Genomic DNA, 18,616 nt, shown 5'->3' with positions numbered 1-18,616 from the left:
CGCGGCGCTCAGCTGTGCGGGGGTCAGGCGGACGCCGCGAAGAACGTCTTCGCGTTCCGCTGCGCGTCCGCGTCCCGCTCGACGTCCCCGGGGCGGCTGCCGTAGCCGAGCAGGACGCCGCGCCAGTCCATGTGCAGGTACTCGGCGCTGAGGCGCAGCGCGCCCGCGAGGGGTTCGGCGAAGGCGGGGTCCTCGTCGGAGAGCGCGGTGACGCCCCACATCCGCTTCCCGGCCATCCGGGCCTTGAAGTCCGCGCCGGGCACGCGCATCCAGCCCGTCCAGTGGTCGAGGTAGTTCTTGACGTCGGTGGACACCGTGTACCAGTACAGCGGCGAGGCGATGACGAGGTCGGTGGCGTCGAGCGTCGCGCTCAGCAGCGTGCCCAGCACGCCGTCCGGCCCCGGATAGGTCCCGTCCCCGCTGTGCCGTATGTCGGAGAACCGCGGCACGTCCAGCTCGGCGAGCCGCAGCCACCGCTGCTCGGCGCCGGCCGGCAGATGCTCGGCGGCGCGCCGGGCGAGCGCCTCGGTGTTGCCACCGGGCCGGCTGCTCCCGACGACGAAGAGGAACTTCTGCGGCTGGACGGACATGGGCGCTCCCGGGGCGGGTCGACGAACACCTTGCGTAAGCATTTATTGCATGCGCAAGCATTCTGCGTCAAGGGGCGGCCCCGGCACGCCTCCACTGCTCTCCGGTGAGCACCGCCTCACCCGGGCCGTACCGCCTGCCTCGGGGCGGCCGAGCCGCGGGCCGCCGCCAGCGCCGCGTCCAGGGAGTCCAGGTCGTAGCGGCCGGACACCAGGTCCGCGAACGGGTACGCCGCGTGGTGCGCCGCCAGGAAGGCCACCGCCGACTGCAGGTCGGCGGGGCGGTAGTTGTGCACGCCGGTCACCGTGTGCAGGCCGCGTACCAGCCGCTCCGGGTCGAGGGCGACGGCGTCGCCCGGCGACACCGAGCCGGCCAGGACGGCGGTGCCGCCGACCGCGAGGGCGCCCAGGCAGACCCGCACCGCGTCGGGGTGCCCCGACAGCTCCAACGCGACGTCGGTGTCCGCCTCGACGGCCGCACCGGTCTCCGCCGCGCCGAAGCGCACGGCCTGCTCCCGCCGCCGGGGGTCCGGGTCGACGGCGGTCACCCGGGCGCCGGCCCGCGCCGCCATCGCCACCGCCGTGACGCCCAGCATCCCCGCCCCGGTCACCAGCACCCGGCGGCCGTCGAGCGGACCGGCCGCCGCGAGCACCGCCGCCACCGTGGCCGTGGCGCACGAGGCGGGGGCGGCCACCTCGTCGGGCAGCCCGTCGGGTACGGCGACGATCGCCGTACCGGGGCGCAGCACGCAGTGGGTGGCGAACCCGCCCGTCAGCGGGGCGTCCTCGGCCAGCGGCTCGTGCCCGTACTTGAACAGGCTCCGGCACTTCTGCGGCATCCCGCGCCGGCACCGGTCGCAGTCCCCGCAGGACGCGGTGACCGACCAGACCACCCGCATTCCGGGTACGACGGGGGTGCCGTCGGCACACCGCGCCTCCCCGCCGGCGGAGACGACCGTGCCCACCTGCTCGTGCCCCAGCACGATCGGCACGGGTCCCGGGCGGCGGCCGGTGACCGTGTGCAGATCGCTGCCGCAGACCGTGGCGAGGTCGATCCGTACCAGGACCTCGCCGGCCGCGGGGGCCACGGGTGTCGTCGTAGCGACGACCGTGAACGGGCGGTCCACGCCGTCCCAGCGGGCGTACCGCACGGCGACGGTCACGACAGCCGGGCGCGGACGGCGGCGGACAGCCGGTCCACGGCGATGATCAGCACGACGACCACGAGGATGTGGGTGAGCATCTCGTCGAACTTGAACAGCCGGATGGACTGGTTGATCAGGAAACCGATGCCGCCCGCGCCGACCAGGCCGAGCACGAGTGAGGACCGGACGTTCACGTCGAACCGGTACATCAGCAGGCCCGTGAGCTGCGGCGTCACCACCGGCAGTTGGGCGTGCGCGGCGATCTGGAGCCTGCCCGCGCCCGCCGAGCGCAGCGCCGTGGCCGGACCGGGGTCGGCGTCCTCCAGCGCCTCCGCCCACAGCTTGCCCATGACGCCCACGTTGTGGCAGACCAGCGCGAGCACGCCGGGGAACGGGCCGAGGCCGACGGCCGTCACGAAGACCAGCGCGAAGACGACGTCCGGCACGGAGCGCAGGAAGGACAGCACCGACCGCGCCGCCTGGTAGACCCAGCCGGGGGCGGTGCCGCGCGCCGCGAGCAGCGCCAGCGCCAGGGAGAACGGCACCGACAGCGTGGTGCCCAGCAGGCCGATCCACAGGGTGGTCAGCGCGCCTTCGAGGCTGGGCTTCAGCACGTCCCAGGAGAGCGCGGGCGGGAACGCCTCGCCGAGGAAGTCGGCCATGCCGCGCCAGCCGTCGACGAGCGCGCCGAACGACACGTCCGTCGCCCGCCAGGCCAGCACGTGGGCGGCGACCACCAGGGCCGTGACGACGGCGGCCACCGCCCTGGCCCGGGGCCGCCGGGGCCGCGGCGGTACGGACAGCCGGCGGACGCCGGGGTCGAGAGTCGTCATGACACGGGCTCCACGAGGATCGGTTCGTACAGGGCGTCGACGTTCTGGCCGGGCGCGCCGTCGAGCACCACGCGGCCGTCGCGCAGGCCGACGACGCGGTCGGCGTGCCGGGCGGCGAGCGCGGGCTGGTGCAGGACGGCGAGGACCGCGAGCCGCTCGTCGTGCGCGAGTTCGGCGAGCAGGGCCAGGACCTGCTCGGACGCGGCCGGGTCCAGCGCGGACACCGGTTCGTCAGCGAGCAGCACCCGGGGCCGCTGGCACAGGGCGCGGGCCACGGCCACGCGTTGCTGCTGGCCGCCGGACAGGCTGCCCGCGCGGTCGTGCGCCCGGTCGGCGAGACCCACCCGGTCCAGGCAGGCCATCGCCTCCTCGCGCAGCTCGCGCGGGAACAGCGCGGGCACGAGCGACTGCCGCAGTGTCAGCCGGCCGAGGGCGCCGGCGCACACGTTGTCGAGGACGGTGCGGCGGCGGACGAGGTGGATGTGCTGGAAGATCACGGCGATGTCGAGCGGCCCGGCGGGCCGGCCGCCGACCGACACCTCGCCGCCCGACACGGCCTGCAGCCCCGCGGCGGCACGCAGCAGCGTCGACTTGCCGGACCCGTTGGCGCCGAGCACGGCGAGCAACTCCCCGCCGGGGACGCGGACATCCACACCGTGGAGCACCTGCCGCGCCCCGTACCGCACCTCGATCCCGGCGAGCTCGAGCCCGGGGCGGCCGCCTCCGGCCGACTCGACCATGCTCCCGACAGGGGTGCGCCCCCGGGGCGCCGGGAGGTCGGAGGCGGGGACCCCGGAGCCGTCCGATCGCGTGTCCCGCCGGAGGCGCCCGCTCATCAGACGTCCTTCTCGGTGAGGCCGAGCGACGTGGCGAGGTCGAAGAGCGGCTGGTACGTGGTCTGGTCGACCTTCAGCAGCGGGCCCGCCGGGTCGACGTCCAGCAGCTTGCCGATCTCGCCGACCTTGGCCGGCGGCAGCTCCAGCAGGGCCTTCCGGACGGCCTCCTTGAACTTCGCGTCCATATCGCCCCGCACCGTGATCGGGTCGTTCGGGATCGCGTCCGAGGTCCACACCCGCCGGAACTCCGACTCGTCGAAGTCCCCCGCCTCGGTGGCGACCGCCAGCTGCTGCGAGTTGATCTCCGCGGCGTCGACCTTGCCGTTCGTCAGGGCGAGCAGCGCCTCCGGGTGCCCGCCGGCGTAGTCGACCTTCACGTCGCCCTCGGCGAGCCCCGCGTCCATGATCGCCTTGCGCGGCAGCGCGTCGCCGGAGGTGGAGCCCGGCGAACCCAGGGCGAGGGACTGCCCCTTCAGATCGGCCACCGACTGGATCTCCGAGTCCTTCGGCACCCAGATACCCGCGGTGTACGTCGAGAGCTTGCCGTTCGCGTCGCCGAAGGACGCCAGCGCCTCCGCGTCGGCGCGCTTGCTGGCGAAGACGTAGCCGAGCGGGCCGAACATGCCGATGTCGAGCTTGCCGTTCTCCATGGCGAGCACCTCGGCCGAGTAGTCCTCGGTGATGGTCAGCTCGACCTCGCAGTCGAGCTGCTCGCCGAGCGAGTCGGCCAGCAGCTTGGCCGCGGGCGTCAGCTTGGCGGGGTCCTCGAACGGCTCGACCCCGAACCGGATCTTGCCGCCGGGACAGGTGGCGGACGCGGACTTGGCGTCGCCGCCGTCGTCGTCGCTGCTCCCGCAGGCAGCGGTGGTGAGGGCGAGGGAGGCGATGAGGGCGCCGGCGAGGGAGAGGCGGCGGAGGGACATGGTGGACTCCGGGTTCTGAGGGAGGAAGAGGGAGGGGAGGGTCAGCTCTGCTCGTACGCCGCGAGGGCGTCCGGCAGCTCGGTCATGGAGGGCAGGACGTGCGTGGCGCCCGCCACGCGCAGCGCCTGCTCGTCGTGGGCCCCGGTGAGCACGCCGGCCACCAGGCCGGCGCCCGCGCTCGTACCGGAGCGCATGTCGTACGCCGTGTCGCCCGCGACCGCGACCCGCGCCACGTCGTCCACGGCGGCGGTACGCAGCAGGGCGGCGAGCACCAGGTCGGGGTACGGGCGGCCCCGGCCCGCGTCGGCGGGGCAGAGGGTGAGGTCGGCGAGGCCGTGCCAGTCCAGCGCGGCGAGGATGGCGTCCTGGGTGGCGCGGGCGAAACCGGTGGTCAGCACGACGGTGCGGCCCTCGGAGCGCAGCCGCTCGATCGCCGCGCGGGCGCCCGGGATCTCCGTGATCAGGCCCCCGGCGACCAGCTCGCCGTACGCCTGCTCGAAGTGGGCGTTGGCGGCCCGGGCCAGGTCCTCCGCGCCGAACAGGGCGCGGAACACGGTGATCTTCGACTCGCCCATGGTGTCGCGGACGTACCGCAGCTTGGCGGCGTGGTCCGCCGAGCCGGGCTCGACGCCCAGCTTCTCCGCGGCGGTCGAGAACGCCTGCTCCACCAGGCCGCCGTCGGCGACGGTGGTGCCGGCCATGTCGAGGACGACGAGGTTGAGGGAGGAATCGGTCATCGGGCTCACCATCCGAGGGTGTTCGCGGTGGTCTCGGCGATCGCCGGGGAACAGGTCATGCCGCGGCCGCCGGGGCCGGTGACGAGCCAGACGCCGTCGCGCACCCGACGCCGGTGGATGACCGGGTCGTCGCCGTGGCACTGCGCGTACACGCCGGCCCAGCGGCGGCGGATCTTCGGCAGGGGGCGGCCGAGCAGCGTCTCGGCCACCTCGGCGAGGTGGTCGTACGGGTCCTCGACGGTGTCGAAGCCGAAGGGCTGCTCGTACTCGTGGGTGTCGCCGATGGTCAGCGTCCCGTCGAGGCGCTGCACCAGCAGCAGCTGCATCCTGTGCTCCGCCGCGGTCCGCGGCTGCGGCTGCCCGGCGTTGAGGGCGTCCAGCGCCTCTCCGGCGTACGCCGGGTAGTAGCGGAAGCTGTCGCCGTCGGCGACCGTGGTGGTCAGCCGCTCGTCGAGGGGGTCGGTCTGCATCATCTGCAGCCGCACCCGGCGGACCGGGATCTCGGGGTCCAGCTCGCGGACCAGGCCGCCGAGCCACGCGCCGGTGGCGAGGATCACGTGGTCGCCGCGGTGGACGTCGCCGTGGTCGTCGCGGACGGCGTTCTCCCCGACGACCTCGCGGACCTCGCGGCCGGGGACGAACCGGTACCGGCCGGAGCCCTTCAGCGCCTCGCGCAGGGCGAGCTGGGCGGTGCGCGGTTCGACGGCGGCGTCGCGCTCGCAGTACAGGCCGGCGAGGAAGTCGCCGCGCAGCCCGGGGTTCAGGGCGCGCGCCTCGGCCTGGTCGAGGAGCTTCAGGCCGCGGGCGGCGGCGTCCGGGCGCGCCACGGTCTGCTCGGCGACGGCGAGTTCGAGTCCACTGCGTACGAGCGTGAGGGAGCCGTTGGGCCGGAAGCCGAGCTTCGGCACCCGGGCCCCGATCCCCTCCCACAGCTCGCGGGCCCGCAGCGCGGTCTCCAGTTCCACGCCGTCGGCGCGCCCGCCGACCCACACCAGACCGAAGTTGCGCAGCGAGGCGCCGCGCGCCTCCGGCTCCCGCTCGATCTGTACGACCTCGTGGCCGCGCTCCACGGCCTGCCAGGCGTGCATCGTCCCGATGACGCCCCCACCAACGACTATGACCTTCATGCCGACCACGGTGGGTGCCCCCGGCGGCGGGAACGGGACCGTACGGTGACCGGCGGGTGAACTGACCCCCAAGCTTGGACTAGACCCGTTATCCAGCCGTTATCAAAAGCCAGTTGGGTAAAGTGACGGTAAAGTCCACACGCTCCTGGGGGTCTTCCTGCCGTGTCCAGTCCACGCCTCAGCCAGACACCACTGCCCGGAATCGGCGTCCGGTACGACCTGACCACCCGCGACGACCGCCGCGTCTCCGTGGTCGCGCACCGGGACGGGGCCCGGACGGTGAACGCCTACCGCGCCGACGACCCCGACGAGTGCGCGCTGTCGCTGCGGCTGACGGCCGGCGAGAGCGCGGCGCTGATCGACGCGCTGCTGCCGGACCACCACAGCCCCAACCTGCTGCACACCACGGACCTCGGCCTGGTCGCCGAGCGGATCGAGCTGGACGCGGCCTCGTACTTCAACGGACGGCTGCTCGGCGACACCCGGATGCGTACGGAGACGGGGGTGTCGATCGTGGCCGTCCTGCGCCGGGCGGAGGCGATCCCCTCGCCCGGGCCGGACTTCCGGCTCGCGGGCGGGGACATCCTGATCGTGATCGGCACCCGCGAGGGCGCCGAGGCGGCGGCCTCGATACTCGGGCGGGAGTGAGTACGTGCACTCCTCCGCCGTCTTCCTGATCGAGTTCGGGGCGATCATCCTGGGGCTGGGACTGCTGGGCCGGTTCGCCGGCCGGTTCCGGCTCTCGCCCATCCCGCTGTACCTGCTCGCCGGGCTGGCCTTCGGCGAGGGCGGGCTGCTTCCGCTGGGCGCCAGCGAGGAGTTCGTCGCCATCGGCGCCGAGATCGGCGTCATCCTGCTGCTGCTGATGCTGGGCCTGGAGTACACGGCCAGCGATCTCGTCTCCAACCTCAAGTCGCAGTACCCCGCGGGGCTGGTCGACTGCGCCCTCAACGCCCTGCCGGGCGCGGCGATGGCGCTGCTGCTCGGCTGGGGCCCGGTCGCGGCCGTCGTCCTCGCCGGGGTCACCTGGATCTCGTCCTCCGGCGTGATCGCCAAGGTCCTGTCGGACCTGGGGCGCCTCGGCAACCGGGAGACGCCGGTGATCCTCAGCATCCTGGTGCTGGAGGACCTGGCGATGGCCGTCTACCTGCCGATCGTCACCGCCCTGCTCGCGGGCGCGGGACTCGCGGCGGGCAGTGTGACGCTGGCCGTCGCGCTGGGGGTGGCGGCGCTGGTGCTGTTCGCCGCGGTCCGGTACGGGCGGCTGATCTCGCGGTTCGTGTCGAGCGACGATCCGGAGAAGCTGCTCCTGGTCGTCCTGGGCCTGACCCTGCTGGTGGCCGGACTGGCGCAGCAGTTGCAGGTCTCGGCGGCGGTGGGCGCGTTCCTGGTGGGCATCGCGCTGTCCGGCGAGGTGGCGGAGGGCGCGCACAACCTCCTCTCGCCCCTGCGGGACCTGTTCGCCGCGGTGTTCTTCGTCTTCTTCGGCCTGCACACGGATCCGGCGTCGATCCCGCCGGTGCTGCTGCCGGCGCTGTGCCTCGCGGTGGTCACCGCGGCCACGAAGATCGCCACCGGCTACTGGGCGGCCCGCCGCGCAGGGATCGGTGCCAAGGGCCGCTGGCGCGCGGGCGGCACGCTGGTCGCGCGCGGCGAGTTCTCGATCGTGATCGCGGGCCTTGCGGTCACCTCGGGCATCGAACCGTCCCTGGGCCCGCTGGCCACGGCGTACGTCCTGCTCCTGGTCGTCCTCGGCCCGCTGACGGCCCGCTTCACGGCGCCGGCGGCCGAGCGGCTGGGGCGGCTGCGGGCGCGCCGGGACGCCGCCCGGGTGCCGGTGCCCGCGGTCAGCCCCCGGCCAGACGAGTCGTGAAGCTGAACCTGTCGCCGCGGTAGAGGGACCGCACCCGCTCCAGGGGGCGGCCCTCCGTGTCGCGGGACAGCCGGTGGATCAGGAGCATCGGCAGCGCCGGCGGCGTACCGATCAGGAGGGCTTCGCGGGGGGTGGCCAGCACCGTCTCCAGGCGTTCGTCCGCGTCCCCGAAGGCGATGCCGAGGCGCTCGCGGAGGTACGCGTAGAAGGAGGAGTCCGGCTCGAACTCCGTGTCCAGGCGCGGGACCCGGGCCACCGGGACGTAGGTGCTCTCCAGCCCCATCCGCTCGTCGTCGGCGAGCAGCACGCGCTCCAGATGCCACACCTGCTCGCCGCGCGAGGCGCCCAGCTCCGCCGCGAGCGGGGCCGGGCACGGGAAGCGGTCGAGCGTGACGAGCGTGCGGCCGGGGCGGCGGCCCTGACGGCGTACGCCCTCGGTGTAACTGGCCAGCGACAGGGGCTGTTCGAGCTTCGGCCCGGCGACGACCGTGCCGCGGCCCTGCCGCCGCAGCCGGCCCTCCAGCAGCAGCTCGCGCAGCGCCTGGCGCACCGTCTCGCGGGCCACGGCGTACTGCTCGGCGAGGTCGCGCTCCGTGGGCAGCAGCCCGCCCTCGCCGAGTTCGTCGAGGAGCGCGGCGATCTCCGCCTTCACGGCGTAGTACTTGGGGATCCGGCCGTGCTCGGGGATGCCGGCCCGGACGGGGGCGCCGGGGCGCTGGTCGTGCGGATAGTCCACCGGGTGATCGTCCCAGACACGGGGGCCGCGGCTCAGCCTCGGGCCTCGTCGTAGCGCTCGCGGGCGCCGAGCACCTGCTCCATGTGCCGCTCAGTCCAGCGCGCGAGCCCCCACACCTGCTCGGCGGCCTCCCGGCCGAGCGGGGTCAGCGAGTACTCGACGTGCGGCGGGATCACCGGCCGGGCCTCGCGGTGCACGAAGCCGTCGCGCTCCAGGGTCTGCAGGGTCTGCGCGAGCATCTTCTCGCTGACGCCCTCGACCGTGCGGCGCAGCTCGCTGAAGCGCAGCGGCGTACGGTCCAGCAGCGCGGCGAGGATCAGCACGCCCCAGCGGCTGGTGACGTGCTCCAGTACGCCGCGGGACGGGCACATGGCCTGGTTCACATCGGGTGGGAGACTAACGCTCATGCCAGTACCTTACTTCAAAGTGGGTACTTTCCGACAGTGAGTGTGCAGCTTACGGTGGGTTTCATGATTGCCATCACCGGAGCGACCGGCCACCTCGGCCGTCTCGTCATCGACAGCCTGCTGACCACCACCCCCGCCGCGGAGATCGCGGCCGTCGTACGGAACAAGGAGAAGGCCGCCGACCTGGCCGCCCTCGGCGTACAGATCCGCGTCGCCGACTACGACGACCCGGCGAGCCTGGCCGGCGCCTTCCGCCCCGGTGAGCGGGTGCTGCTGATATCCGGCTCCGACCCGGGCCGGCGCGTCGCCCAGCACCGGGCGGTCATCGACGCGGCCCGCGCCGCGGGCGTCTCCCTCCTCGCATACACGGGCGTCCTCGGCGGGCCGGAGGCGGACTTCGCCCTGGCCGCCGACCACAAGGTCACCGAGCAGGCGATCCTGGACTCGGGGCTGCCGTACACCTTCCTGCGCAACGGCTGGTACCACGAGAACTACACCGGCAACCTGGCCCCCGTCCTGGAGCACGGGGCGGTCGTCGCGAGCGCGGGCCAGGGCCGGGTGGCCTCCGCGGCGCGGGCGGACTACGCGGCGGCGGCCGCGGCCGTGCTCAGCGGCGAGGGGCACGAGGGCCGGGCGTACGAGCTGAGCGGGGACGTGGCGTGGAGCTTCGCCGAGTACGCGGCGGAGGTGGGACGGCAGACGGGACGTGAGATCCGTTACGCCGAGGTGCCGCCGGCGGAGCTGCAGAAGATCCTGCTGGGCGCCGGGCTGCCCGAGGGGTACGCCGGTGCGCTGGTGGACGCGGACGCCGCGATCGGCCGGGGTCTGCTGGCCGGTACGAGCGGTGATCTGGCACGGCTGACGGGGCGGCCGACGACGCCGATCGCCGAGGCGGTCGCCGCCGCGCTGCGGGCTGTGTAAGGAGCCATAATCCGAGACGGGCATGACAGCACCCTCTTCCGCCCGCTACCGTCGAGAGGCTCACCGCCGGCTCGGCGGGGACCCCGACGGGGGCCTGAGCGGGAACTCCAGCGAGAACCTCAGCGGGACGGAAAGGGGCTGCCGTGCAGTCGTCCGCACAACAGACGCGCCTCGGACTGCTCTACGGCCTCGCCGCGTACGGCTCCTGGGGCATCGTCCCGCTCTTCTGGCCGCTGCTGAAGCCCGCGGGCGCGACGGAGATCCTGGCCCACCGGATGGTGTGGTCGCTGCCCGCGTGCCTGCTGATCCTGCTGGCGGTCCGCCGCTGGTCGTGGATCGGGCCGCTGCTGCGGCAGCCGCGCCGGCTCGCGCTCGTGGCGGCCGCGGCGGCGATCATCACGGTCAACTGGGGCGTCTACATCTGGGCGGTGAACTCCGGCCGGGTGGTCGAGGCGGCCCTCGGCTACTTCATCAACCCGCTGGTGAGCATCGCCTTCGGCGTCGTCCTGCTGCGTGAGCGGCTGCGGCGGCTGCAGTGGACGGCGGTGGGGATCGGCGCGGTGGCGGTCGTCGTGCTGACGGTCGGCTACGGCCGGCTGCCCTGGGTCGCCCTCACGCTCGCGTTCTCCTTCGGGACGTACGGCCTGGTCAAGAAGCACATCGGGTTGGAGGGCGTGGAGGGCTTCGCGGCGGAGACCGCGATGCAGTTCCTGCCGGCGCTGGGGTTCCTGGTCTACCTCGGGGGCCGCGGCGAGGCGACCTTCGGCACCGAGGGCGTGGGCCACGCGCTGCTGCTGGCGTCGTGCGGCGTGGTGACGGCGGTGCCGCTGATCTGCTTCGGGGCGTCGGCGGTGCGGCTGCCGCTGTCGACGATCGGGATGATGCAGTACATCGCGCCGACGCTGCAGTTCCTGCTCGGCCTGTTCTACTTCCACGAGTCGATGCCCCCGGAGCGCTGGGCGGGCTTCGCCCTGGTCTGGGCGGCACTCTCGGTCCTCACCTGGGACGCCCTGCGCACGGCCCGCAGGGGCCGCGCGGCGCTGCGCGCGGCCGCGCGGGCGCGGGCCGCCGGCCAGCCAGCACCCGACGAGACACGACCGGCGCTGGACCGCGCCTGAGCGTATGGGTGGCGACGGGAGGGCGGAGGCAGAGCCTCTCCGGCGAACTTTCCTACCGGCGGTAGTAGATTTTCTTCATGGACACTGCACGCGTACCCGAACGGGCTGCCAAGCGGTCCGTGTCGCTGCCCCAGTCGTTGATCCGTGAAGTCGAGGAGCGCACCGGGAAGTCCGGCTTCTCCTCGGTTGTCTCCGAGGCGCTCGAGCACTGGCTCGCCCTGGCGAAACTCAGGGAGGTCGTCGAGGAGGACCAGCGGCGCGGGCCGGTCTCCGACGAGGACCGTCGGTGGGCGGAGGGCGCGTGGTCAGCAAGCGCGTGAGGGCCGAGCCCCGGTCCGGCGGAACGCTTGCTCTCGACGCCCCGGGGCTGTCGCTCCACGTGGACGGCGACGGGCGCCTGAAGGCGCTGATCGCCAAGGCCGCGGAGGAGAACGCCCGCGTCGCGATCAGTTCGGTCACCCCGCTTGAAGTCCGCCGGGCCGGGGAAGCCGCGAAGCGCCTGGCGTTCCTCCTCTCCCGTATCGACGTCAGACCCGCCACGGACGACGTCATAGACCTCGCCGCCGGCCTGCTGGACGCCACGGACCTGTCGGGGCGCGACTGCCTGGTGGACGCCCTGGTCGTCGCGACAGCGGGGCTGTGCACGCAGCCGGTGCGACTGGTCACTTCGGATCGCTCGCACATCCCCAAGCTGTGCCAGGCCGCGGCAGAAGCCGGCCACCCCGTCAGCCCGCTCTTCGTCTGACGCGAGGCGGCGCGGCGCCGCCGCGGCGGCCGGTGACGGTCCGCGTCGGCCCTGAACAGCAGTTCCCGTCCGTCAAGGCGAGTCGCGCCGAAGGTCCAAGAATCTTGTTTTGCAAGGGCGTTGACGCACCCGCCCCTCGATGGGCACGATTACCGATCGTGGACGCGAGTACGGGAATTATTCACAACCGGGCGGGGATCCTCGCCCGGATCCAGGGGCTGCTGCCGACGCTGACGCCCGCCGAGCGGGCGCTCGCGGAGCTCGTGGTCGCCGATCCCGCGGGCGTGGCCGCGTCCACGATCACCGACGTCGCCGCCCGCAGCGGCACCTCCCGCACCACCGTCACCCGTTTCTGCCGCGCCCTGGACCTGCCCGGTTACGCCGAGCTGCGGCTCGCGCTCGCCGCGGAGAGCGGGCGCGCCGGGCGGGCCGGCTGGGCGGACCTCGGCGAGGACCTGTCGCCGGACGACGATCTGCAGACCGTGCTGGACTGGGTCGTACGGGCCGACCGCCGGGTCATCGAGGAGACCGCCGCCCAGCTCGACATGGACGCGCTGCGCGCCGCCGTCGAGGCGATGGCGGCGGCCCGCCGGACCGACATCTACGCCGTGAGCGGCAGCCGCTCCGTGGCCCTGGACCTGCATCTGCGGCTGCACCGCATCGGACGGCCCGCCTTCGTCTGGAACGACATCCACGAGGCGCTGCCCAGCGCCGTACTGCTGGGCGAGGGGGACGTGGCGCTGGCCATCTCGCACTCCGGCGAGACGAAGGAGGTCATCGAGCCGGTACGCGAGGCCCGCCGCAACGGCGCCGTCACCATCGCCGTCACCAACTTCCCCCGCTCCAGCCTCGCGAAGGCCGCCGGTCTGACGCTGGTGACGACCGCCCGCGAGACCACGTACCGGGCGGGCGGGGTCGCCGCCCGGCACGCCCAGATGATCGTGCTCGACTGCCTCTACATCGGCGTGGCCCAGCAGGACCGGCTCCGTACGGAACAGGCCCTGGAGGCCACCCGCCGCTCGGTGGAGCCCCATCGCTACGCCCCGGGCAGCGGGGCCTGAGTCCCCCACCACCTGAGCCCCCACAGACGCCGACACCGCACCACCCCGTACCGCAACTGCTCGCCCCGACACGACAGGAGTCGCCTCCATGCACGTCCCGGCACAGCACACCGGCGCCAGCCCGCACCGCTCCCTCCAGGTCAGCCGCCGCGACCTGATCGGCGCCGCCGGCGCGGCGGCAGCGGCCACCGCCCTGCCCCTCGCGGCCGGCTCCCCGGCCTCGGCGGCCCCGGCCGCCGCGCAGACGCAGGCCGAGGCGGTCGCGATCCCCTCCCCCGCCGAGCTGCCGCTGACCGGCGGGCCGGACTTCCCCATCGGGATCTTCTGGCCCCCGCACCCCTTCGCCAGCACGCACGAGCGCTACGCCGAGGTGGCCGACGCGGGCTTCGACTTCATCATCTCCGGCAACTACGCCGGCGACGGCAACATCTTCCAGCACCAGCTGCGCATCGCCCGCGACACCGGTCTGAAGCTGCTGATCTCCGACGACATCCAGGTCCGCAACATGTCCCGCTGGTTCTCCATCTCGGACAACCCGGCCGTCAGCCTCTCCGTCACCCCCGCCGAGGCCGACGCCCTGTACAAGCGGGCCGCCGACGCCTACGGCCCGTACTCCTCGCTGGCCGGTTTCAACTTCTACGACGAGCCGGGCGCCGGCTGGTTCGCCACGCTCGCCCGGGCCCTGGAGATCGCCCGCGCCCGTACGCCGAAGCTGCTGCCGTACATCAACCTCTTCCCGTCCACCAGCACGACGTACTACCAGCAGTTCGTGGACGTCGTGAAGCCGTCGCTGGTCTCCTTCGACCGCTATCCGCTGCTGTCGGACGGCCGCGAGGACGCCAACTACTTCCTCAACTGGTCCCTCGTCCGCAAGGCGGCCCTCAGCGCCGACCTGCCGGCCTGGATCTTCATCCAGACGCTGTCGTACGACAACCACCGCACCCCGACCGCCGCCGAACTGCTCTGGCAGATCAACATCAGCCTGGCGTACGGCGCCAAGGGCATCCAGTACTTCACGTACTGGACCCCCGAGGCCGCCCGCGGCGAGGGCTTCGGGCCCGCGCTGATCACCGTGGAGGGCGAGCGGACCGAGCGCTACGACGCGGCCCGCACCATCAACACCACCTGGCTGCGCCAGGTGGGCCGCGAGCTGAAGCCCCTCCTGCCCGACACGGTCGTGCACGCCAACGAGCCGGTGCTGCCCGCCGGAACGGTCGGCTTCACCCCGGGCGGCGGCCTGGTCGCCGTCTCCGGGCAGCCGGTGGTCATCGGCACGTTCCGCAGCCGCGACGCGGCGGTCACGGACCGCTGGGCGCTGGTCGCCAACCGCTGGCACAACGCCCGCGCCGCGGCCACGGTGACCGTCGACCCGGCGGTCGTCTCGGCGGTCGAGGTCTTCGACCCCGCGACGAGCACGTACCGCCCCTCGGGCACGGTCCGCCGCTTCGACGTCGACCTGGCGCCGGGCGAGGCGACGCTGGTGCGCCTGCGCGGCCGCTGAGCACCTCCGGCGGGGTTCGAGCGGCCCTCAGGGCCCTCACCCCCGCCGGAACACCGACCGGGCCCGGAGATAGCCCACGACCGACAGCCCCACGCCCCAGCCCAGGGCCGTCCACCCGGCGCCGCCTATCTCCGACCCGGTGAGCAGGCCCCGCAGGGTCTCGTTGACCGGGGTGAACGGCTGGTACTCGGCGAACAGCCGGGCGCCCGTGGGCATCGTGTCCGTCGGGACGAAGGCGCTGCCCAGCATCGGCAGGAACTGCAGCGGCATCGGGGAGTTACTGGCCGCCTCCACTGTCTTGGCGGTCATGCCCATCGCGGCGCCCAGCCATGACAGGGCCAGCGTGATGAGGGCCAGGACGCCCACGGCCGCCAGCCACTCCACCGGCGAGGCGTCGGGGCGGAAGCCCACCGCCACGGCGAGGCCCGTCACCAGCACCAGGCTGGCGAGCGTGAGCAGGACACAGCCCGCGACATGACCGGTCATCACCGAGGCCCGGGATATCGCCATCGTGCGGAAGCGGTTGATGATGCCCTCGGTCATGTCGGTGGCCACGGACACCGACGCCGTCAGCGCCGCCGAGGCCGCCGCGATGAGCAGGATGCCGGGGGCGACGTAGTCGACGTACGCGCCGCGGCCGATGCCCGCGCTCATCGCGCCGCCGAAGACGTAGACGAAGAGCAGCAGCATGACGACCGGCATCATCAGCACGCCGACGGTCATCGACGGGTAGCGGCGGGCGTGTTTGACGTTGCGCCGCAGCATCGTCAGCGAGTCGCGGGCGGCGTAGGACAGCGAACTCATCGCGGGACCTCCCCGGTACGGGACCGGCCGGCGCCGGTGAGGGTGAGGAACACGTCGTCCAGGTCGGGGGTGTGCACCGTCAGCCGCTCCGCCTCCACCGCCGCGTCGTCCAGCCGGTCGAGCAGCGCGCGCAGGGCGGGGATGCTGCCGTCGCTGGGGACGCGCAGGCTGAGCGAGTCGTCGCGTGGACCGGGGACGCCGAGCGCCGCGGCGGCCGCGGCCAGTCGGTGCCCGTCCGCGAAACCGAGCCGGACGTGTCCGCCGGGGATACGCCGCTTCAGCTCCTCCGGGGTGCCCTCGGCGACGATCCGGCCGCCGTCCAGGACGGCGATCCGGTCGGCGAGCCGGTCCGCCTCCTCCAGGTACTGGGTGGTGAGGAAGACCGTGACGCCGTCCCCGGTGACCAGGCCGCGGATCAGCTCCCACATGGTGCGGCGGCTGCGGGGGTCGAGGCCGGTGGTGGGCTCGTCGAGGAAGATGATCCTGGGCCGGCCCACCAGCGTCATCGCCAGGTCGAGCCGGCGCCGCATGCCGCCGGAGTACTCCGCGGCCACCGTGTGCGCGGCGTCCTCCAGCTCGAAGGTCCGCAGCAGTGAGGCGGCGCGGCTGCGGCCCGCCCGGCGGCCGAGGTGGTGCAGGTCGGCCATCAGCAGCAGGTTCTCCTCGCCGGTGAGGAGGTTGTCCACGGCGGAGAACTGGCCGGTCACGCCGATCGCCCGGCGGACCGGGTCGAGATCACCGGTCCCGCCGGCCAGTTGGTGCCCGGCGACCTGCGCCTGGCCGCCGTCGGCGGGGATCAGCGTGGAGAGGATCTGCACCGTGGTGGTCTTGCCGGCGCCGTTCGGGCCGAGCAGGGCGAACACCGTGCCCTGCGGGACACGCAGGTCGATCCCGTCCAGGACCGTCTTCCCGCCGTAGGACTTGCGCAGTCCGAGGGCGCTGATGGCCGGGGGTGCCGTCGTCATGGCGGGCTCCTTCGACGCGGCCGGTCTCACGGACGGCGGACGGTGATGCTGCCGATGGCGGTCCGGGCCTTGATGTCGGCGGTCTCGGCGGAGCCCTTCGGCCCCTCGGAGGCGGGCAGGGCGTTGTGCACGCCACCCACCTGCGACTTGGCGTCCAGCCAGGCGGCTGTGCCCTCACGGATGCCGATCTCGATGTCGCCGGCCCGGGTCTCGAGGTCGAAAGTGCCACGCACGACCTCCTCCAGCACCAGGCTCCCCGCGGACGCCTTCCACTTCACGGAGGACTCCGCGAGGCCGACGGTCGTCCGGCCGTTGGGGGCCTTCACCTCGAGGCTTCCGGTGCAGACCCCGATCCGGACGGCGCCGTTGGAGTTCTGCACGACGGCCGCGCCGTCGATGCTGCCGATCTGGATCTCCCCCGTGCTGGAGGAGACGTCGGCGTCCCCGGCCATGTCGCCGACGGTGATGTCGCCGAGCTGGGTGGTGAGCCGGGCCGCACCGACGGTTTCGAGACGGATCTTGCCCGCGGCGGTCTTCAGCCGGCAGTCGCCGAACGGACCCTCGCCGACGAAGTCGCTGATCGCCGCCGTGCCGGTCAGCCGGGATCCGGCGGGCACGGTGATGTGGACGGTGACCGAGCCCGGACGGCCGAAGACGACCCGGGACTTGGGCGTACGGACCTCGAGCCGACCGCCGGAGAAGTCCACGCGGGTCTCCCGGGCGGCCTTCACGTCGCGCTCGGCGGAGTCGCTGCCGGGCAGCACCTCGACCACGGTCTCGGCGGTGTCGGCGGCGGTGAAGCGGACGAGGCCCATCTCGATGTCGACGGTGACGTCGATGGGCCGCGGGGTGTCGAAAGTAGGCATGGCTGTCCCGTCCTCGTGGCTCGTGGGGCCTCCCGGTGTCGGCGGGAGGTGGTGGATGGTGGTGCGGCCGTGCGGTGTCGCGGTGTCGCGGTGTCGCGGGTGGGCGCTAGCCGACCCAGCCGGTGTAGCTCTGGCCCCGGTGGTGCCCCCGGTGGGCGGCGGGCGGTTCGTACCGGACGCCGGCCTCGGGGTCGACCGCGGCGCCGACCGCCCGTACCAGCCAGGCGTTGAGCGACAGCCCGTCCCGGGCCGCGGCCTCCTCAGCCCGCTGCTTCAGGTGCGCCGGCAGCCGCAGGTTGATCCGCGCCGCGGCTCCCTCGTCGCCCTCCGGCGGCAGCGGGGGCAGCGGCGCTGGCGGGGCGGGCTGCTCGGGGCTGACGCCTCCGGGTCCCCGGTGCTCGTAGTCGCCGGGCGGCATGCTCACCACGAACTGCGGGTCCAGTCCGCGCAGCCGGACGTCCACGGACCCCGGCGCCAGCTCACGGGTGATCTCACCCATCGCGTCCGACAGGACCCCGAGCAGTGCCAGGCGCGTCGCCGACTCCAGCGGCGCGGTCAGCCGCTCGGCGAGGACACGCGCGTCCTCACCGCCGGCCTCGGCGGCGACGGCCAGCTCGTGACGGAGGTTGTTGACGTACGGCGTGAGGTCCATGACGCCATCATGGCACCACTTTGGCGCCACCGCAAGCCAATGCGACACCATCCCATGCTTCCGCAGTTCACACGGCACTCACAGATCCACCCCCGAAAGAGACAGGGCGCCAAATGACACCACCCAGGCGCCACAATGGCACCACCAGACGCCATCCGGCGCCATCCGTCACCGCAGCACTTCGGGAAACGGAGCGCGCCCGCAGCCCGTCTCGACCACACTGGGAGGACAGCCGAAGGGAGCCCGAATGCTGCGTGACGTCGACGAAGCCGACCTGCCCGCGTTCTTCGAGTACCAGAAGGACCCCGAGGCCGTACGCATGGCCGCCTTCACCGCGGAGAACCCCGGCGACCGCGAAGCGTTCGACGCCCACTGGGCCCGGCTCCTCGACGACGACACGGTCGTCAACCGCACCATCGTCTTCACCGGCGACGTCATCGGCTGGGTCGGCGCCTACGAGGCCGACGGCCGGCGCGAGATCACGTACTGGCTGGCCCGCGAGTACTGGGGCAAGGGCCTGGCCACCCAGGCGCTCACCGAGTTTCTCCACCTGATCCCCGAGCGCCCGCTGTACGCCCGCGCCGCCACGGACAACGTGGGCTCCCTGCGGGTGCTGGAGAAGCTGGGCTTCGTGGTCGTCGGCGAGGACTCCGGCTACGCCGCCGGCCGCGGGAAGGTCACGGACGAGTTCCTGCTGGAACTGGTGAGGTAGGGACGTACGAAACGGGCCGCCCCGCCGAGGGGACGGCCCGTACGAAACGGGCCGCCCCGCAAGAGGA

Annotated in this window: 22 protein-coding genes; 9 read left to right on the top strand and 13 right to left on the bottom strand. The window is 73.4% G+C overall.

What is annotated here, in order from left to right:
- Positions 1-23: 23 nt before the first annotated feature.
- The 7 genes from AB0M28_RS07950 to AB0M28_RS07920 form a co-directional block, all read right to left on the bottom strand.
- Positions 24-590: an NAD(P)H-dependent oxidoreductase gene (locus tag AB0M28_RS07950; protein ID WP_365399518.1), complete on the bottom strand. Its 567-nt coding sequence runs from the start codon at positions 588-590 to the stop codon at positions 24-26.
- 116 nt (positions 591-706) lie between these two features.
- Positions 707-1,750 (bottom strand): alcohol dehydrogenase catalytic domain-containing protein, encoded by a 1,044-nt coding sequence (locus AB0M28_RS07945; RefSeq protein ID WP_365399515.1) that lies wholly within the window; start codon positions 1,748-1,750, stop codon positions 707-709.
- Positions 1,747-2,565 carry a phosphonate ABC transporter, permease protein PhnE gene (gene phnE / locus AB0M28_RS07940; protein ID WP_365399512.1) on the bottom strand — a complete coding sequence of 273 codons (819 nt, stop codon included), beginning with the start codon at positions 2,563-2,565 and terminating at the stop codon, positions 1,747-1,749. Before phnE ends, AB0M28_RS07945 begins: the two co-directional genes overlap by 4 nt.
- On the bottom strand, positions 2,562-3,401 hold the full coding sequence (locus AB0M28_RS07935; RefSeq protein ID WP_365399509.1) for an ATP-binding cassette domain-containing protein: 840 nt from the start codon (positions 3,399-3,401) through the stop codon (positions 2,562-2,564). Before AB0M28_RS07935 ends, phnE begins: the two co-directional genes overlap by 4 nt.
- Entirely contained in the window at positions 3,401-4,324 is a 924-nt protein-coding gene (locus AB0M28_RS07930) for a phosphate/phosphite/phosphonate ABC transporter substrate-binding protein (RefSeq protein ID WP_365399506.1), read from the bottom strand. Before AB0M28_RS07930 ends, AB0M28_RS07935 begins: the two co-directional genes overlap by 1 nt.
- Positions 4,325-4,365: 41 nt before the next feature.
- Positions 4,366-5,061, bottom strand: a complete 696-nt coding sequence (locus tag AB0M28_RS07925; RefSeq protein WP_365399503.1) for a phosphonatase-like hydrolase — start codon at positions 5,059-5,061, stop codon at positions 4,366-4,368.
- 5 nt (positions 5,062-5,066) lie between these two features.
- Entirely contained in the window at positions 5,067-6,188 is a 1,122-nt protein-coding gene (locus tag AB0M28_RS07920) for a TIGR03364 family FAD-dependent oxidoreductase (protein ID WP_365399500.1), read from the bottom strand.
- Between the two features lie 162 nt (positions 6,189-6,350).
- On the opposite strand from AB0M28_RS07920, the gene AB0M28_RS07915 reads away from it, so the two are divergent.
- The gene (locus tag AB0M28_RS07915) at positions 6,351-6,836 is read left to right on the top strand and encodes a TrkA C-terminal domain-containing protein (protein WP_365399497.1); all 486 of its coding nucleotides are present in this window, start codon (positions 6,351-6,353) and stop codon (positions 6,834-6,836) included.
- Between the two features lie 4 nt (positions 6,837-6,840).
- Positions 6,841-8,061, top strand: coding sequence for a cation:proton antiporter (locus tag AB0M28_RS07910; RefSeq protein WP_365399494.1), 1,221 nt, complete (start codon positions 6,841-6,843; stop codon positions 8,059-8,061).
- Here AB0M28_RS07910 and AB0M28_RS07905 read toward each other — a convergent pair.
- Positions 8,036-8,797 (bottom strand): GntR family transcriptional regulator, encoded by a 762-nt coding sequence (locus AB0M28_RS07905; protein WP_365399492.1) that lies wholly within the window; start codon positions 8,795-8,797, stop codon positions 8,036-8,038. The genes AB0M28_RS07910 and AB0M28_RS07905 overlap by 26 nt on opposite strands.
- A gap of 32 nt (positions 8,798-8,829) precedes the next feature.
- Positions 8,830-9,204: a helix-turn-helix domain-containing protein gene (locus tag AB0M28_RS07900; protein WP_365399489.1), complete on the bottom strand. Its 375-nt coding sequence runs from the start codon at positions 9,202-9,204 to the stop codon at positions 8,830-8,832.
- Between the two features lie 63 nt (positions 9,205-9,267).
- On the opposite strand from AB0M28_RS07900, the gene AB0M28_RS07895 reads away from it, so the two are divergent.
- From AB0M28_RS07895 to AB0M28_RS07870, 6 genes are all read left to right on the top strand, one after another.
- A complete protein-coding gene (locus AB0M28_RS07895) occupies positions 9,268-10,125 on the top strand; it encodes an SDR family oxidoreductase (protein WP_365399487.1) in 858 nt (285 codons plus the stop codon).
- A gap of 143 nt (positions 10,126-10,268) precedes the next feature.
- Positions 10,269-11,243: an EamA family transporter RarD gene (gene rarD / locus AB0M28_RS07890; protein WP_365399485.1), complete on the top strand. Its 975-nt coding sequence runs from the start codon at positions 10,269-10,271 to the stop codon at positions 11,241-11,243.
- A gap of 77 nt (positions 11,244-11,320) precedes the next feature.
- The gene (locus tag AB0M28_RS07885; RefSeq protein ID WP_365399482.1) at positions 11,321-11,563 is read left to right on the top strand and encodes a hypothetical protein; all 243 of its coding nucleotides are present in this window, start codon (positions 11,321-11,323) and stop codon (positions 11,561-11,563) included.
- Positions 11,545-11,988, top strand: coding sequence for a hypothetical protein (locus AB0M28_RS07880; RefSeq protein ID WP_365399479.1), 444 nt, complete (start codon positions 11,545-11,547; stop codon positions 11,986-11,988). The genes AB0M28_RS07885 and AB0M28_RS07880 overlap by 19 nt, the downstream gene beginning before the upstream one ends.
- A 158-nt stretch (positions 11,989-12,146) precedes the next feature.
- Entirely contained in the window at positions 12,147-13,049 is a 903-nt protein-coding gene (locus tag AB0M28_RS07875; protein WP_365399476.1) for a MurR/RpiR family transcriptional regulator, read from the top strand.
- Positions 13,050-13,137: 88 nt separating this feature from the next.
- Positions 13,138-14,550, top strand: coding sequence for a hypothetical protein (locus AB0M28_RS07870; RefSeq protein ID WP_365399473.1), 1,413 nt, complete (start codon positions 13,138-13,140; stop codon positions 14,548-14,550).
- Between the two features lie 36 nt (positions 14,551-14,586).
- Here the strand turns inward: AB0M28_RS07870 and AB0M28_RS07865 are convergent, their stop codons facing one another.
- From AB0M28_RS07865 to AB0M28_RS07850, 4 genes are all read right to left on the bottom strand, one after another.
- Complete coding sequence (locus AB0M28_RS07865) at positions 14,587-15,354, bottom strand: ABC transporter permease (RefSeq protein ID WP_365399470.1); 768 nt, start codon at positions 15,352-15,354, stop codon at positions 14,587-14,589.
- Complete coding sequence (locus AB0M28_RS07860; RefSeq protein ID WP_365399467.1) at positions 15,351-16,319, bottom strand: ATP-binding cassette domain-containing protein; 969 nt, start codon at positions 16,317-16,319, stop codon at positions 15,351-15,353. Before AB0M28_RS07860 ends, AB0M28_RS07865 begins: the two co-directional genes overlap by 4 nt.
- Positions 16,320-16,345: 26 nt before the next feature.
- A complete protein-coding gene (locus AB0M28_RS07855) occupies positions 16,346-17,185 on the bottom strand; it encodes a DUF4097 family beta strand repeat-containing protein (protein WP_365399464.1) in 840 nt (279 codons plus the stop codon).
- Between the two features lie 106 nt (positions 17,186-17,291).
- Positions 17,292-17,837, bottom strand: coding sequence for a toxin-antitoxin system HicB family antitoxin (locus AB0M28_RS07850; RefSeq protein ID WP_365399461.1), 546 nt, complete (start codon positions 17,835-17,837; stop codon positions 17,292-17,294).
- 247 nt (positions 17,838-18,084) lie between these two features.
- Between AB0M28_RS07850 and AB0M28_RS07845 the strand changes: the two genes are divergently transcribed.
- Positions 18,085-18,549, top strand: coding sequence for a GNAT family N-acetyltransferase (locus AB0M28_RS07845; RefSeq protein ID WP_365399458.1), 465 nt, complete (start codon positions 18,085-18,087; stop codon positions 18,547-18,549).
- Positions 18,550-18,616: the final 67 nt, after the last annotated feature.

This window comes from Streptomyces sp. NPDC051940 (genome assembly GCF_040680895.1).
GTDB lineage: Bacteria > Actinomycetota > Actinomycetes > Streptomycetales > Streptomycetaceae > Streptomyces.
This window is presented reverse-complemented; position numbering and strand designations above follow the sequence as displayed.

Coding starts and splice junctions, on each gene's coding strand:
- AB0M28_RS07950 (WP_365399518.1), bottom strand. CDS start 590: ATGTCCGTCCAGCCGCAGAAGTTCCTCTTCGTCGTCGGGAGCAGCCGG.
- phnE (WP_365399512.1), bottom strand. CDS start 2,565: ATGACGACTCTCGACCCCGGCGTCCGCCGGCTGTCCGTACCGCCGCGG.
- AB0M28_RS07935 (WP_365399509.1), bottom strand. CDS start 3,401: ATGAGCGGGCGCCTCCGGCGGGACACGCGATCGGACGGCTCCGGGGTC.
- AB0M28_RS07930 (WP_365399506.1), bottom strand. CDS start 4,324: ATGTCCCTCCGCCGCCTCTCCCTCGCCGGCGCCCTCATCGCCTCCCTC.
- AB0M28_RS07925 (WP_365399503.1), bottom strand. CDS start 5,061: ATGACCGATTCCTCCCTCAACCTCGTCGTCCTCGACATGGCCGGCACC.
- AB0M28_RS07920 (WP_365399500.1), bottom strand. CDS start 6,188: ATGAAGGTCATAGTCGTTGGTGGGGGCGTCATCGGGACGATGCACGCC.
- AB0M28_RS07900 (WP_365399489.1), bottom strand. CDS start 9,204: ATGAGCGTTAGTCTCCCACCCGATGTGAACCAGGCCATGTGCCCGTCC.
- AB0M28_RS07895 (WP_365399487.1), top strand. CDS start 9,268: ATGATTGCCATCACCGGAGCGACCGGCCACCTCGGCCGTCTCGTCATC.
- AB0M28_RS07885 (WP_365399482.1), top strand. CDS start 11,321: ATGGACACTGCACGCGTACCCGAACGGGCTGCCAAGCGGTCCGTGTCG.
- AB0M28_RS07870 (WP_365399473.1), top strand. CDS start 13,138: ATGCACGTCCCGGCACAGCACACCGGCGCCAGCCCGCACCGCTCCCTC.
- AB0M28_RS07865 (WP_365399470.1), bottom strand. CDS start 15,354: ATGAGTTCGCTGTCCTACGCCGCCCGCGACTCGCTGACGATGCTGCGG.
- AB0M28_RS07860 (WP_365399467.1), bottom strand. CDS start 16,319: ATGACGACGGCACCCCCGGCCATCAGCGCCCTCGGACTGCGCAAGTCC.
- AB0M28_RS07855 (WP_365399464.1), bottom strand. CDS start 17,185: ATGCCTACTTTCGACACCCCGCGGCCCATCGACGTCACCGTCGACATC.
- AB0M28_RS07850 (WP_365399461.1), bottom strand. CDS start 17,837: ATGGACCTCACGCCGTACGTCAACAACCTCCGTCACGAGCTGGCCGTC.
- AB0M28_RS07845 (WP_365399458.1), top strand. CDS start 18,085: ATGCTGCGTGACGTCGACGAAGCCGACCTGCCCGCGTTCTTCGAGTAC.